This window comes from Micromonospora sp. NPDC049529 (assembly GCF_055586685.1).
Map to the genome: position 1 here is coordinate 1 of NZ_JBVJHT010000001.1, position 13,726 is coordinate 13,726.

The 13,726-nt window shown below is 70.6% G+C and carries 12 protein-coding genes; 5 read left to right on the forward strand and 7 right to left on the reverse strand.

What is annotated here, in order from left to right; translation table 11 throughout:
• Window positions 1–445: 445 nt before the first annotated feature.
• Entirely contained in the window at window positions 446–703 is a 258-nt protein-coding gene (locus ACZ6QQ_RS00005) for an SCO4848 family membrane protein (protein WP_465873045.1), read from the reverse strand.
• Window positions 704–813: 110 nt separating this feature from the next.
• Window positions 814–1,203 (reverse strand): hypothetical protein, encoded by a 390-nt coding sequence (locus ACZ6QQ_RS00010; RefSeq protein ID WP_465873046.1) that lies wholly within the window; start codon window positions 1,201–1,203, stop codon window positions 814–816.
• Between the two features lie 410 nt (window positions 1,204–1,613).
• On the opposite strand from ACZ6QQ_RS00010, the gene rfbB reads away from it, so the two are divergent.
• The 4 genes from rfbB (at window position 1,614) to ACZ6QQ_RS00030 (ending at window position 6,248) form a co-directional block, all read left to right on the forward strand.
• Window positions 1,614–2,606, forward strand: coding sequence for a dTDP-glucose 4,6-dehydratase (rfbB, locus tag ACZ6QQ_RS00015; protein ID WP_465873047.1), 993 nt, complete (start codon window positions 1,614–1,616; stop codon window positions 2,604–2,606).
• Between the two features lie 232 nt (window positions 2,607–2,838).
• Window positions 2,839–3,042, forward strand: a complete 204-nt coding sequence (locus ACZ6QQ_RS00020) for a heavy-metal-associated domain-containing protein (protein ID WP_465873048.1) — start codon at window positions 2,839–2,841, stop codon at window positions 3,040–3,042.
• 7 nt (window positions 3,043–3,049) lie between these two features.
• Complete coding sequence (locus tag ACZ6QQ_RS00025; protein WP_465873049.1) at window positions 3,050–3,973, forward strand: hypothetical protein; 924 nt, start codon at window positions 3,050–3,052, stop codon at window positions 3,971–3,973.
• A 10-nt stretch (window positions 3,974–3,983) separates the two neighbouring features.
• A complete protein-coding gene (locus tag ACZ6QQ_RS00030) occupies window positions 3,984–6,248 on the forward strand; it encodes a heavy metal translocating P-type ATPase (RefSeq protein ID WP_465873050.1) in 2,265 nt (754 codons plus the stop codon).
• 67 nt (window positions 6,249–6,315) lie between these two features.
• Here the strand turns inward: ACZ6QQ_RS00030 and ACZ6QQ_RS00035 are convergent, their stop codons facing one another.
• The 3 genes from ACZ6QQ_RS00035 to ACZ6QQ_RS00045 form a co-directional block, all read right to left on the reverse strand.
• Window positions 6,316–8,421, reverse strand: coding sequence for a prolyl oligopeptidase family serine peptidase (locus tag ACZ6QQ_RS00035; protein ID WP_465873051.1), 2,106 nt, complete (start codon window positions 8,419–8,421; stop codon window positions 6,316–6,318).
• A gap of 64 nt (window positions 8,422–8,485) precedes the next feature.
• Window positions 8,486–9,841, reverse strand: coding sequence for an FAD-dependent oxidoreductase (locus ACZ6QQ_RS00040; RefSeq protein ID WP_465873052.1), 1,356 nt, complete (start codon window positions 9,839–9,841; stop codon window positions 8,486–8,488).
• Between the two features lie 6 nt (window positions 9,842–9,847).
• A complete protein-coding gene (locus ACZ6QQ_RS00045; RefSeq protein WP_465873053.1) occupies window positions 9,848–10,216 on the reverse strand; it encodes a TcmI family type II polyketide cyclase in 369 nt (122 codons plus the stop codon).
• 329 nt (window positions 10,217–10,545) lie between these two features.
• Here ACZ6QQ_RS00045 and ACZ6QQ_RS00050 point away from each other — a divergent pair, with 329 nt between their 5' ends.
• On the forward strand, window positions 10,546–11,838 hold the full coding sequence (locus ACZ6QQ_RS00050) for a multidrug effflux MFS transporter (RefSeq protein ID WP_465873054.1): 1,293 nt from the start codon (window positions 10,546–10,548) through the stop codon (window positions 11,836–11,838).
• A gap of 92 nt (window positions 11,839–11,930) precedes the next feature.
• Here ACZ6QQ_RS00050 and ACZ6QQ_RS00055 read toward each other — a convergent pair whose 3' ends face one another.
• Together ACZ6QQ_RS00055 and ACZ6QQ_RS00060 are read right to left on the reverse strand one after the other, a co-directional pair.
• Window positions 11,931–12,545, reverse strand: coding sequence for an FMN reductase (locus ACZ6QQ_RS00055; protein WP_465873055.1), 615 nt, complete (start codon window positions 12,543–12,545; stop codon window positions 11,931–11,933).
• Entirely contained in the window at window positions 12,542–13,684 is a 1,143-nt protein-coding gene (locus tag ACZ6QQ_RS00060) for an LLM class flavin-dependent oxidoreductase (protein WP_465873056.1), read from the reverse strand. Before ACZ6QQ_RS00060 ends, ACZ6QQ_RS00055 begins: the two co-directional genes overlap by 4 nt.
• Window positions 13,685–13,726: the final 42 nt, after the last annotated feature.

Below are 13,726 nucleotides of genomic sequence, written 5' to 3' on the forward strand. Positions count from 1 at the left end.
TGAAGCAGACCAAGCCGGCCGGGGTTAAATCATAATTGGCACTGGCTTATCAAGCACCCTGTTGAGTTCTCAAAGAACAAACACACACCGAACCATCAACCCCAATCAAGGGGCCCACAACCCGGGGCTTTTAACCTCGACATTCACACCCAGCGTTCCCGCCCGGCGCTTTAACCACGTTACCCGGTCGTTTCCACCGAGTCAAACCGACGTTTCCGGCCGTTCACAACCACCCGATCAAACCGCAACCAGGCCCACTCTTCGCACACAGCAACCTACACCCTGCACAACCGAGAGGATTTAGCAGGCCGTCCTACAACCCCGGTGTAACCCGGCGGTTCCTGTCCGGTGCCCCGCTGACTCCGAAAAAGTTACCGGATGACCGGTTCAGAGCCAAATCGATCAAGGTGACTGGGTGAACAAACGGGTTCGGGGGGTCGGGTACTCAGCTGTCCCGACTCGGCCGGCGGGTCGCCCACCAGGCCCGTACGCCGAGCAGCCCGACCGTCGTACCGATCGCCAGTGAGGCCCCGATCAGCAACGCGTGTACCCAGAGAAAGCTGGTCGGTGCCCCCTGACCCACCTGGGCGGTCGACCAGGAACGGGGGTCCTGCCAGATCGCCAGACCGAATCTCGGCCAGATCACCCAGGTCCAGACACCGACCCCGGTCAGAAAGAGCGCCCAGCCGCGCGAAAGCGTCACGATCGGCGAGTATGCCAGGTCAGCGGCCTGTCACCCGGTCGGGCGACGGGCCGCCCGGGGCCGTACCGGAACGCGTGGGAGACGGCACCGGGCGGCCGGGAACCGATCGCTCACGACCGGCGGCGACGCAGCCCGCGGGAGACGCTGACGGTGAGCACCCCCAGCAGGAGCAGCACCGCGCCCGCCGCCAGCAGCCAGCCGGGCGGCATCGGGTCGTCGCCGGTGACCGGGAGATGGCCGCCCCCGGTCGTAGTGGGCCGGGGCGTGGGTGAACCGGTGGGAGCGGGGGTGGGTGAGGCCGGCAGTACCTCGAAGGTCACGCCACCGGGACCCGGGGTCGGCGCCACCACGCCGAGCGGAACGAGCTGGCCGGCCGCGTCACCGGTAACCGGCGCACCGGCGACGGCCAGCGTCGCGGCGAGCGCCGCGCCGGCGATGGTCGACGCGAGCAGGGCCCACCTGCCCGCCGTACCGCGTCGGTTCTTCTGACGGACGACCATCGTGGTGCCCCCTTCGCAACCGGTGCCGGCTCGGCTCGGCCGTCGGCCACGCTCGGCCGTCGGCGGGACACGGCAGGGCCGAGTTGTCCCGATCCGCCCGCTTCCCAGAGCGACGATAGCGAAGAATTATCTCGTATTGCGGCAAATGCTCAGGGGTCCGCCCGGACGCGATCGCGGGTGTCGTCCGCGCCGCGAGCCGCCGGTGGTAGCCGTGGTCGGTGCCGCCGTCGACGAGGATGGAATCAACTCCGCAGCTACCGGGCGGTCCCAGGCCGCCGATCGACGGGGCACAGGGTTGTTCCGCCGCCGCCTCCGACGTCACTCGGGCGGGTCACCGGGCGATCCACCCCCGTCGGGGGCCCGGCTACGGCTGACTCTCCGTGAAGGCCGGCGCTGTTAGGATGGCGCCCATGCGTTTACTGGTCACCGGTGGTGCAGGATTCATCGGGTCAAACTTCGTCCGCCAGGCACTGGACGCACTCGACTGCGAGGTCGACGTACTCGACGCACTCACCTACGCGGGTGACCGGAGCAGCCTCGCCGAGGTGGAGCACCGCATCAATTTCGTGCACGGCTCGGTGACCGACGCGGCCACCGTCGACGAGCTGGTCCGACGGGCCGACACGGTCGTGCACTTCGCGGCCGAGTCGCACAACGACAACTCGGTGATGGACCCCAGCCCGTTCGTCCAGACGAATCTGATCGGGACGTTCAACATCCTGGAGAGCGTGCGACGGCACGACAAGCGGCTGCACCACATCTCCACCGACGAGGTGTTCGGCGACCTCGAACTGGACGAGGACCGCAGGTTCACCGAGGGCAGCCCGTTCGACCCGTCGAGCCCGTACTCTTCGACGAAGGCCGGTTCGGACCTGATGGTGCGCGGCTGGATCCGGTCGTTCGGGGTCCGCGCCACCATCTCGCACTGCTCGAACAACTACGGCCCGTTCCACCACATCGAGAAGTTCATCCCGCGCCAGATCACCAACGTGATCGACGGGATCCGGCCGAAGGTCTACGGCTCCGGTCTGAACGTCCGCGACTGGATCCACGTACACGACCACAACACGGCGGTGAACGCGATCCTGGAGCGCGGCAGGATCGGGCAGACGTACCTGATCGGTGCCGAGTGCGAGCTGAACAACATCGTCGTGGTGCAGGAGATCCTGCGCCTGATGGGACGCCCGGACGACTGGTTCGACATGGTCGGTGACCGGCCCGGCCACGACCTGCGCTACGCGATCGACTCCAGCAAGCTCCAGGCGGAACTCGGCTGGAAGCCGCAGTACCTCAACTTCCGCGACGGGCTCGCCCAGACCGTCGAGTGGTACCAGCGCAACGAGGGCTGGTGGCGGCCGAAGAAGGAAGCGACCGAGGCCAAGTACCGCCAGCTCGGCCGCTGACCCCACCGTCGACCGCCACGGCGGTCGACCCCGATCTTCGTCGAACGCGCCGCTCACCCTCCGGTGGGCGGCGCGTTCGCCTGTCGGCCCACCCGTACGAGCCTTCCGCCCGGCGAGTGTGCTGGACCACCTTGATACCCCTGGGGGGTACGGGTATGGTTGGCCACAGCAGGGGTCGTGCCGTGCCACCACGGCCGGTGACGACCGACCACCACCCGCCCAGGAGGCTCCCGTGGAAGCGACGTACCAGGTAACCGGAATGACCTGCGGCCACTGCGCACGCTCGGTCCAGACCGAGGTCGGCGCGCTGCCCGGCGTCAGCGAGGTACGGGTCGACGTGGCCAACGGTGCCGTCACCGTCAGCAGCGAGCAGCCCCTCGACGAGGCCGCGGTCCGCGCCGCCGTCGACGAGGCCGGCTACACACTGGTGAGCTAACCAACCGATGAGAACCCGATTCAAGGTCGGCGGATACCTGGCCGGGCTGGCGGTGGTCTTCGGGGCCGCCCTCGGCGCCGGCCAGGTGACCGGAGGCGGACCGGACCGCGACACCACCGCCGGCTCCGGTCACGGCCACCCCGGCACCACCCTGCCCAGCCTCGGCAACGAGCAGAGCGGGGAAGCGGCACAGCCGCCGGGTGGGTTGCAGGTGGCCCAGGACGGCTACCGGCTCACCCCGCTCACCGCCACCCTGGCCACCGGAGCGGCCAACCAGCTCTCGTTCCGGGTGCTCGGGCCCGACGGCGACCCGGTGACCGCGTACACGCCGACGCATGACCGGGACCTGCACCTGATCGTGGTCCGGCGCGACCTGGCCAACTTCCAGCACGTCCATCCGCAGATGGCCGGGGACGGGACCTGGACCATTGCCCTCACCGTCGACGCACCCGGGCAGATCCGACTGATCGCCGACTTCCAGCCCGCCGGCCACCCCGACAACATCACGCTCGGGGTGGACGTACCGGCCCCCGGCGACTACCGGCCGGTGCCACTGCCCACCGCCGGCCGCAGCGCCCTGGTCGGCGACGGCTACACCGTCACCCTCGACGGCGATCTCGAACCGGGCACCTCGTCCACCCTCGCCCTGACTGTGAGCAGGTACGGAACCCCCGTCACCGACCTGGAGCCCTACCTCGCGGCGTACGGTCACCTGGTGGCGCTGCGTGACGGCGACCTCGCCTACCTGCACGTCCACCCGGACGGCGAACCCGGCGACGGGCGGACCCCGGCCGGACCGACGGTCACCTTCCGGGTGGAGGTGCCCAGCGCCGGGGCGTACCGGCTCTTCCTCGACTTCCAGCACCAGGGCACGGTCCGGACGGCCGAGTTCACCGCACTCGCCGGGGCGCCCGGCCACACCCACGGTTAGGAGATCAGCGATGACCACCGCCGACCGATCCCTACCCCGGGAAGCCACCTCGATCCAGCTCGACATCGGTGGCATGACCTGCGCCTCCTGCGCGGCCCGGATCGAGAAGAAGCTCAACCGCCTCGACGGCGTCGAAGCCACGGTCAACTACGCCACCGAGAAGGCGAGCGTCACGCTCACCGACGACACCGTCACGGTCGCCGAGCTGATCGCCACGGTGGAGAAGACCGGCTACACCGCCCAACTCCCGCCGCCGCCCCGTACGGCAGGGGACGCGGACAAGGGCGGTGAGCCGGTCGACGAGCTGCACGCACTGCGTACCCGATTGTGGGTCTCGCTCGTCCTGACCGTGCCGGTCATCGCGCTGGCCATGGTCCCGGCCTGGCAGTTCACCTACTGGCAGTGGCTCTCGCTGACCCTGGCCGCCCCGGTCGTCGTCTACGGCGGGCTGCCGTTCCACCGGGCCGCCCTGGTGAACCTGCGCCACGGCGCCGCGACCATGGACACCCTGGTCTCGCTCGGCACCGTCGCCGCGTTCGGCTGGTCGATCTGGGCACTGTTCTTCGGCACCGCCGGCACACCCGGCATGGTCCACCCGTTCAGCCTCGACATCAGCCGCTCGGACGGCAGCGGCAACATCTACCTCGAAGCCGCCGCCGGGGTGACCCTGTTCATCCTCGCCGGCCGCTACTTCGAGGCCCGGTCCAAGCGGCGGGCCGGAGCCGCCCTGCGAGCCCTGCTCGAACTGGGTGCCCGTGACGTCGCGGTGCTGCGCGGCACCACCGAGGTACGCGTACCGGTCGAGCAGTTGGTCGTGGGCGACCGGTTCGTGGTCCGGCCCGGCGAGAAGATCGCCACCGACGGGGTGGTCGAGGACGGCAGCTCCGCCATTGACGCGAGCCTGCTCACCGGGGAGTCGGTGCCGGTCGAGGTCGGCCCCGGCGAACCGGTGGTGGGTGCGACCGTCAACGCGGGCGGCCGGCTGGTCGTCCGGGCCACCCGGATCGGCTCCGACACCCAACTCGCCCAGATGGCGACGCTGGTCGAACAGGCACAGACCGGCAAGGCGCAGGTGCAGCGGCTCGCCGACCGGATATCCGCGATCTTCGTGCCGATCGTGATCGCGCTGGCGGTGGCGACCCTGGGTTGGTGGCTCGGTGCCGGCGAGGGCGGATCCGCCGCGTTCACCGCCGCGATCGCCGTACTGATCATCGCCTGCCCGTGCGCGCTCGGCCTGGCCACACCGACCGCGCTGCTGGTCGGCACCGGCCGGGGGGCGCAACTCGGCATCCTGATCAAAGGCCCGCAGGTGCTGGAGTCCACCCGTACGGTGGACACGATCGTGCTGGACAAGACCGGCACCGTCACCACCGGCCAGATGACCCTGGTCGACATCGTCACCGCCGACGACCAGCTCCCCGACGAGGCGCTGCGCCTGGTCGGAGCGGTCGAGGCCGCCTCCGAACACCCGATCGCGCGGGCCATCGCGGCCGGTGCCCTCGACCGGGTCGGCGCGCTGCCGGCGGTCGGCGGCTTCGCCGGACTCGGCGGGCTCGGCGTCACCGGCACGGTCGACGGCCACGAACTGACCGTCGGACGGGAACGGCTGCTCGTCGAGCGGGGACTGGACCTGCCCGAACAGCTGTCGGCCGCCCGTGCCGAGGCAGAAGCCGCCGGTCGTACGGCGGTCCTCGCCGGTTGGGACGGCGCCGTCCGGGCCGTCCTCGTGGTCGCCGACGTGGTCCGGCCGTCCAGTGCCGAAGCGGTCGCCACGCTGCGCGGGCTCGGCCTCACCCCGGTCCTGCTGACCGGGGACAACCGAGGCGCGGCCGGATCGGTCGCCGCCGAGGTCGGCATCGACGAGGTGATCGCCGAGGTGCTGCCGGCGGACAAGGTCGACGTGGTCAAACGGCTCCAGGACGAGGGCCGGGTGGTGGCGATGGTCGGCGACGGGGTCAACGACGCCGCCGCGCTCGCCCAGGCCGACCTCGGCATCGCCATGGGCACCGGCACCGACGTGGCGATCGAGGCCGCCGACCTGACCCTGATCCGGGACGACCTGATGGGCGCGGCCGACGCGATCCGGCTCTCCCGACGTACCCTCGCGACGATCAAGGGCAACCTGTTCTGGGCCTTCGGCTACAACGTCGCCGCCCTGCCACTGGCCGCCACCGGCCTGCTCAACCCCATGATCGCCGGTGCCGCCATGGCCCTGTCGTCCCTCTTCGTGGTAGCCAACAGCCTCCGCCTACGCCGCTTCCGCCCCCTCCGCTAACCCGCCCCTCTACTCGGCGATCTAGGGCGAATGGTGGTGGATAAAGATCCACTCACACGTATTCGCCCTAGATCGGCGGGGTGAGGTGGTGGTGGAGGAAGGTCAGGGTCAGGGCGCGTTTGGCGGCCCGCTGGGCGTTGTCGGCGGCGGCGCCGTGACCGCCCTCGACGTTCTCGTAGTAGGAGACGTCGTAGCCGTACTCGCGCAGCCTCGCCACCATCTTGCGGGCGTGCGCGGGATGCACCCGGTCGTCGCGGGTCGAGGTGACGAACAGGACCGGCGGGTACGGCCGCCCCGGCCGCACATTGTGGTACGGCGAAAACTCCCGCAGGTACGCCCAGTCCTCCTCGCGGTCCGGGTCGCCGTACTCGGCCATCCACGACGCCCCGGCCAGCAGCTTGTGGTAGCGGCGCAGGTCGAGCAGGGGCACCGAGGCGACGATCGCGCCGAACAGCTCCGGATAGCGGGTGAGCATCACGCCCATCAGCAGCCCGCCGTTGCTGCCACCCTCGATGCCCAGCCGGGCCGGCTCGGTGATGCCCCGGTCCACCAGATCGGTCGCCACCGCCGCGAAGTCCTCGTACGCCCTGGGCCGGTTCTCCCGCAGCGCGGCCAGGTGCCAGCGCGGACCGTACTCGCCGCCGCCCCGGATGTTCGCCAGCACGTAGGTGCCGCCCCGGGCCAGCCAGCCCCGGCCGATGATCCCGTCGTAGCCCGGCGTCATCGACACCTCGAAGCCGCCGTACCCGGTGAGCAGGGTCGGGCCGGGGTCGCCGTCCGGCGGACCCACCACGAAGTACGGCACCCGGGTGCCGTCGGCCGAGGTGGCGAAGAACTGCCGGACCGACAGGCCGGCCGGGTCGAAGAAGGCGGGGGCCTGTTTGAGGGTCTCCGCCCCGGCACCGACGTGCCCGTAGCGCAGCGTCGCCGGTTGCAGGAAACCGCTGGTGGAGAGCATGAACTCGTCGGTGTGGTCCGGGTTCGTGGCGACCACGTCGGGATGGTCGAAGCCCGGCGCCTGATCCAGTACGGACCGTCGCCAGCCGGCGCCGTCGGGGCTGCACACCTCCAACCGCAGCCGTACGTCGTCGAGCACCGCCAGGATCAGGTGGTTACGGGTCCAGGCGTGGTAACGCAGCGAGGTGGTCGGACCGGGTTCGAAGACCGGCGTCAGCTCCCGCCCACCGGCGAGGAAGTCGTCGAACCGGGTGACCAGCACCGCCCCCTCGGGGTACGTGACCCCGTCGACGGTCCAGTCCGACCGGAGCCGGATCAGCAACCACTCCCGGTGCACGTCGGTCCGGGCATCGTCCGGCACCTCGATCCGGACCAGTTCGCCCGCTCCGGTCAGCAGGAACCGTTCGGCGCGGTAGAAGTCGAGCATCCGGTAGACGAGGTCGCGCTCGAAACCGGGGGTGGGGTCGTGCCCGGCCCCGACCGCGACGTCGGTGGGCTGCCCCTCGAAGACCACGACCGCCTCGGCGAGCGGGGTCCCGCGTCGCCACCGCTTCACCATCCTCGGGTAGCCGGAGTCGGTGAGCGAGCCGGGGCCGAAGTCGGTGCCGACGAAGACGTGGTCGGCGCCGATCCAGCCGACGTCGCTCTTCGCCTCCGGCAGGACGAACCCGTCCGCCACGAAGGCCCGCTCGACCAGGTCGAACTCGCGAACGACGGTGGCGTCGGAGCCGCCCCGGGAAAGGCTGACCAGGCAGCGGCGGTAGTCCGGCCGGAGCACCGTTGCGCCCTGCCAGACCCAGCTCTCCGACTCCTGTCGGGCCAGTTCGTCCAGGTCGAGCAGGATCTCCCAGTCCGGCTCCGGGGTCCGGTACCGCTCCAGCGTGGTACGCCGCCACAGCCCGCGCGGATGGGCGGCGTCCTGCCACAGGTTGTACAGGTACTCCCCGCGCCACGTCGGGTAGGCGATCCGGTCGTCGGCGTCGAGCACCTGGCGCAACTCGTCCCGCAGCTGCGCGTACGAGTCGCTGCCGGCGTAGGTGGTCAGGGTCTCCGCGCTGCGGTCGGACACCCAACCGGTCGCCACCGCGCTGTCCAGGTCCTCCAGCCAGCGGAACTCGTCCGCCGGGTCCGCCTCGTTCGGCCGGCTCGGCCGGTCGTCCGGCCCGTCGCCCAGCCGGTTCGCACCACTCTCGCGTGTACCGGTGAAGTCGGTCACCTGCCACCCCTTCCGCACCCCGCGTCAGCCTGCCGCCGACGAAGGGAAGGGTAGGGGGTGCCGGTCAACCGTGGGCGCCCCGGCGGGCGTAGATCTCGTCGACGAACCTCCGCCGCAGCGGCGGGACCCGGCTGGTCAGGCTGAAATAGCCACGGGCGGCCAGCAACGCGAACCGGCCGACCACCGGCCGGTAGAGCGGGTCGTTGCCGTTGGTGCCGTTGTTCGCCAGCGAGTCGGCGACCCGGGCGAAGCCGTACGGCAGCATTTCCGCCTCGTAGTCCGCGACCGCCCGGAGCAGGGTCTTGTCACCGGCGGCGACGGCGGTGAGCTGGCGGCAGAGCAGGGCCGCGTCGCGCAGCGCGGTGTTCGCGCCGACGCCCCGACCGGGAGTCATGGTGTGGATCGCGTCGCCGAGCAGGGTGACGTTGCTCGGCGGCCACGGCTGCACCGGTTCCGAGGTGGCGACCTTGACCGGGATGCAGCTCTCCGGGTCGCAGCGTTTGAACAGCTCACGCAGGTTCGGATGCCAGTTGTGGGTCAGGTCGAGGGCGACCCGTACGAGGTCGTCGCCGCGTCTGTTCATCACGTCCGGCGGGAACCGGTGGTGCGCACTCCAGATGATCAGGTTGATGTAGTCGCGGGTGTTGTCGAAGAGCAGTCCGGGCCAGTGCTCGATCAGCCGCGCCTCGTTGCCGCCGACACCCGCCTTCGGTACGCCGTGCCGGTCCCAGTTGAACTCCATCACGTGCAGTACGCCCATCAGCCCGCCGCTGCCGAAGATCAGCGAGATGCCGTCGCGTACCTGGTCCGGGAGGAGCACCCGGGTCTCGTCGGTGAGCGGAATCTTGGTGGCGATGTTGATGCTGCCCGCGTCCCGGATCCGGGCGTGCGGAAGGTACTGCCGGCGGGTGGCCGAGTGGGTGCCGTCCGCCGCCACCAGCAGGTCCGCGCTGGCACTGGTGCCGTCGGCGAAGTACGCGGTGACCCGGCCGTCGGGGTGCTGCTCGTAGTGGGTGAACGTCCTGTCGAACCGGACCACGTCCTCCATGCCGGTGAGCAGGACCTGGCGCAGGGTCATCCGGGAGACCGCTCGGTCGCAGTCGACCGGGTCGGTCTCGTTCTCCGGCCGCAGCGGGAAGGACGCGGTCACGCGCATCTTCTCGGTGATGACGTTGAAGTACCGGGGTGAACGCGCGCAGGTGGCCATGAAGGTCTCGAACAGTTCCGGCGGCAGGCACTCCCGCAGGGCGCGGTTGCCGGTCGGGCCGATGCCGACCCGGTAGCCGTGCAGGCCGTCGCCACGGGTCCGGTACCGCTCGTAGACCGAGACGTCGATGCCGGCCCGCCGCAGGCCGTGCGCGAGGCACATGCCGCCCGTACCGGCGCCGATGATGATGACTTCCGGTGGCCCGGCCGGCATCAGCGGTCACTGCCCGCTGCGCTGTGCCGGAACCGGCGCGTCCCAGCTGTAGAAGCACCTGGCCATTGCGTCGCGCGGCGAGCGCCAGGTGGACAGGTACGGCGTGGTGCAGCTCGACAGCCGCTCGTTGAGCTGGACGAACAACGGGTGCGCGGCGGCGGTCGGCAACCCGGCCGGACCGGCCGCGTCCAGCTCGACCAGGTGCAGGTACAGGTCGCCGATGGTGTAGAGCGACCGGTGCCGGGCGCCGGTGACGGTCGGCAGTTCGGTCTGGTCCGACTCGGCGAAGATCTGCGCGATCCGTTCCTCGGCCCCCGGGCCCGTTCCGTCCTCCGGGCCCGGTGTCATCCGGCCGACGATCAGTAGACGACTCATCGAAGTTCTCCCCTCGGCTGACGCGCTGGCGCCGGCCCGGCTGGCGGTCCGACGGCTGATCCCGGTCACCTTGCTGCTCGCCGCGTCAACCCGACGTCACCGGCACCGGTCCGGTGGTGGCTTTCCGGTGACGTCAGCCGTGCCGGCGGGTGGCGCGTTCCGGGCGCTGGTGCGTTTCCCCGGTCTGGTGCATTCCCCGGTGGGAGTGTGACGCTGAGCACCGTGGGCCGGCGTGGGAATGGTCCCGTGACCGCCCGGTCTTGTTGAAGTTGGTTGACCGGGCCGCGTGCTCCGTACCAATTCCCGCCAGACCCCCGGAAAGGGGCCTCATGACCACGGTCGAACGACGGGTTGACGGCACAGCCGCGGCAGGACCGCCGCCCGCGGCGCCGGCCGAACCGGACCGCCGGCAACAGCGGCGGCTGGTGCTGGTGCTGGGCTCGCTCATCGCGATCGGTCCGCTGACCATCGACATGTACCTGCCCGCGCTGCCGACCATCACCAGCGACCTCCAGACGACGACCGCGGCGGTGCAGCTCACCCTCACCGGGACCCTGGCCGGTCTCGCCCTCGGGCAGTTGCTGATCGGTCCGCTCTCCGACGCCGTGGGCCGCCGCCGACCACTGCTGATCGGCACCATCGTGCACGTCATCGCCTCGGTGCTGTGTGTGGTCGCACCGAACATCGCGGTGCTGGGCACGTTGCGCGTACTCCAGGGGCTGGGTGCGGCGGCGGCGTCGGTGATCGCGCTGGCCGTGGTCCGCGACCTGTTCAGCGGCTCCGCGGTGGCCCGGCTCTTCTCCCGGCTGATGCTGGTGATGGGGGTCGCCCCGGTGCTGGCGCCCACCCTCGGCGGGGCGCTGCTGAGGTGGACCGACTGGCGGGGCGTCTTCGTCGCGCTCGCGATCCTCGGGACGGGGCTGATCGCGGTGATCCTGTTCGCGCTCCGCGAGTCGCTGCCGCCGGAGAATCGCCGTACCGACGGGGCGCTCGGCACCCTGCGGGTCTACGGCTCGTTGCTGCGCGACCGCACGTACGTCGGGCTGGCGCTGGTCGCGGGCCTGGCGATGGCCGCGCTGTTCGCGTACGTGGCCGGTTCGTCGTTCGTCTTCCAGGAGCAGTACGGCCTGGACGAGCAGCAGTTCGCGATCGTGTTCGGCGCGGGTGCGGTGGGCCTGATCGGGGCCACCCAGTTGAACGTACGGCTGCTGCGCCGGTACACCCCGTTCCAGATCCTGCGCGGGGCGCTGGTCGCCGGCACCGTACTCGGTGCGGGTCTGCTGGTGGTCGCGGCGACCAACTTCGGCGGCCTGGCCGGCGTGCTGGTGTTGCTCTGGGCGGTGCTCGCCGCCGCCGGGCTGGCGTTGCCGAACGCGCCCGCGCTGGCGATGGCGCGGCACGGGGATGCGGCCGGCACCGCCGCCGCGCTGCTCGGTGCGGTGCAGTTCGGGATCGGCGCGATCGCGGCACCCCTGGTCGGGGTGTTGGGCACCGGCAGCGTGGCGATGGCGGCGGTGATCGCCGGTGGCATGCTGGCCGCGATCGTGGTGCTGGTGGTGGTCGCCCGCCCGGAGCAGCTCACCGACATCGACTCGGCCGGTCCGGCGGTCGCTGTCCACTGATCCCCCGGCCACGCCCCGGACGCAGCGAGGGCATCCGACCCGCGAGGGTTCGGATGCCCTTGTCGCTTCAACGGGGCGAACCCCGGTGCTGGTCAGTCGCCGGCGAGCAGTCGCTCGAACGGGGTCGGGTTGGCGTACGGGTCGGTGACGGTGGCCGGTTCGCGCAGGTCGAGTTGCAGGGCCAGTTCGGTGCCGGCCCGGTTGATCCGGGTGGCGAGCCCGCCCTGGGCGGAGTCGGTGCCCCAGTCCTCGGAGGCGGCGAAGACCGAGGTGGGCACGACCACCGCGTGCAGGTAGACGAACATCGGCCGGAGCGCGTGTTCGAGCGCCAGCGAGTGCCGGGCGGTGCCGCCGGTGGCACCGATCAGCACCGGCTTGTCGGTGAGGGCGGTGTCGTCGACGACGTCGAAGAACGACTTGAACAGTCCGCTGTAGGACGCGTTGAAGATCGGTGTGACCGCGATCAGCGCGTCGGCGCCGGCAACCCGGTCGATCGTCTGCCGCAGTTCGGTCGACGGGAAGCCGGTGAGCAGGTGGTTCATCAGGTCGTGTGCGTGGTCGCGCAGCTCGATCACCGCCACGTCGAGCCGGATGCCGCGCTCTTCGGCTGCCCGGTGGGTGGCGGCGGCCAGCCGGTCGGCCAGTAGCCGGGTCGACGACGGCTGGCTGAGCCCGGCGGAGATGGCCACCAGGTTGCGCTGCTTCATCGCTGCGCTCCCGCGATCGCGTCGGAGTCGGTGTCGATTTGGTCGCCGGCCACCGCTTCGAGGGCGGCGTCGCGGGCGGCCCGGAGGCTGGCGTGGGTCGGCGCGTCCGGTACGTGTGCCGGGCGGAGTGCGTCCAGCTCCCTGCGCAGCACCGGAACCACCTCCTCACCGAGCAGGTCGAGCTGCTCCAGAACGGTCTTGAGCGGCAGGCCGGCGTGGTCCATCAGGAACAGTTGGCGCTGGTAGTCGCCGAAGTGCTCGCGGAAGGTCAGGGTCCGGTCGATCACCTGCTGCGGGCTGCCGACGGTCAGCGGGGTTTCGGCGGTGAAGTCCTCCAGCGACGGGCCGTGCCCGTAGACGGGCGCGTTGTCGAAGTAGGGGCGGAACTCGCGGACCGCGTCCTGCGAGTTCCTGCGCATGAACACCTGCCCGCCCAGGCCGACAATGGCCTGGTCGGCGTTGCCGTGGCCGTAGAACTCGAACCGCTCGCGGTACAGCTCGATCATCCGCTGGGTGTGCTCCATCGGCCAGAAGATGTTGTTGTGGAAGAAGCCGTCACCGTAGTAGGCGGCCTGCTCGGCGATCTCGGGGCTGCGGATCGAGCCGTGCCAGACGAACGGCGGCACCCCGTCCAGCGGGCGCGGCGTCGAGGTGAACGACTGCAACGGCGTACGGAACTTGCCGGTCCAGTCGACCACGTCCTCGCGCCACAGCTTGTGCAGCAGGGCGTAGTTCTCCACGGCCAGCGGGATGCCGGCCCGGATGTCCTTGCCGAACCACGGGTAGACCGGGCCGGTGTTGCCGCGACCCATCATCAGGTCCACCCGGCCGTCGGCCAGGTGCTGCAACATCGCGTAGTCCTCGGCGATCTTGACCGGGTCGTTCGTCGTGATCAGCGTCGTCGCCGTCGACAGCACGATCCGCTCGGTCCGGGCGGCGACGTACCCGAGCATGGTCGTCGGTGACGACGGCACGAACGGCGGGTTGTGGTGCTCGCCCATCGCGACGACGTCCAGGCCGACCTCCTCGGCCTTCAGCGCGATCGTCACCATCGCCTTGATCCGCTCAGCCTCGGTGGGTGTCCGTCCCGTGGTGGGGTCGGTGGTCACGTCACCGACGGTGAAGATCCCGAACTGCATGTCTGCTGCCCGCCTCGTCTCGACCAGATCTCGTTCAAGTTT

Coding starts and splice junctions, on each gene's coding strand:
- ACZ6QQ_RS00010 (WP_465873046.1), bottom strand. CDS start 1,203: ATGGTCGTCCGTCAGAAGAACCGACGCGGTACGGCGGGCAGGTGGGCC.
- rfbB (WP_465873047.1), top strand. CDS start 1,614: ATGCGTTTACTGGTCACCGGTGGTGCAGGATTCATCGGGTCAAACTTC.
- ACZ6QQ_RS00025 (WP_465873049.1), top strand. CDS start 3,050: ATGAGAACCCGATTCAAGGTCGGCGGATACCTGGCCGGGCTGGCGGTG.
- ACZ6QQ_RS00030 (WP_465873050.1), top strand. CDS start 3,984: ATGACCACCGCCGACCGATCCCTACCCCGGGAAGCCACCTCGATCCAG.
- ACZ6QQ_RS00040 (WP_465873052.1), bottom strand. CDS start 9,841: ATGCCGGCCGGGCCACCGGAAGTCATCATCATCGGCGCCGGTACGGGC.
- ACZ6QQ_RS00045 (WP_465873053.1), bottom strand. CDS start 10,216: ATGAGTCGTCTACTGATCGTCGGCCGGATGACACCGGGCCCGGAGGAC.
- ACZ6QQ_RS00050 (WP_465873054.1), top strand. CDS start 10,546: ATGACCACGGTCGAACGACGGGTTGACGGCACAGCCGCGGCAGGACCG.
- ACZ6QQ_RS00055 (WP_465873055.1), bottom strand. CDS start 12,545: ATGAAGCAGCGCAACCTGGTGGCCATCTCCGCCGGGCTCAGCCAGCCG.
- ACZ6QQ_RS00060 (WP_465873056.1), bottom strand. CDS start 13,684: ATGCAGTTCGGGATCTTCACCGTCGGTGACGTGACCACCGACCCCACC.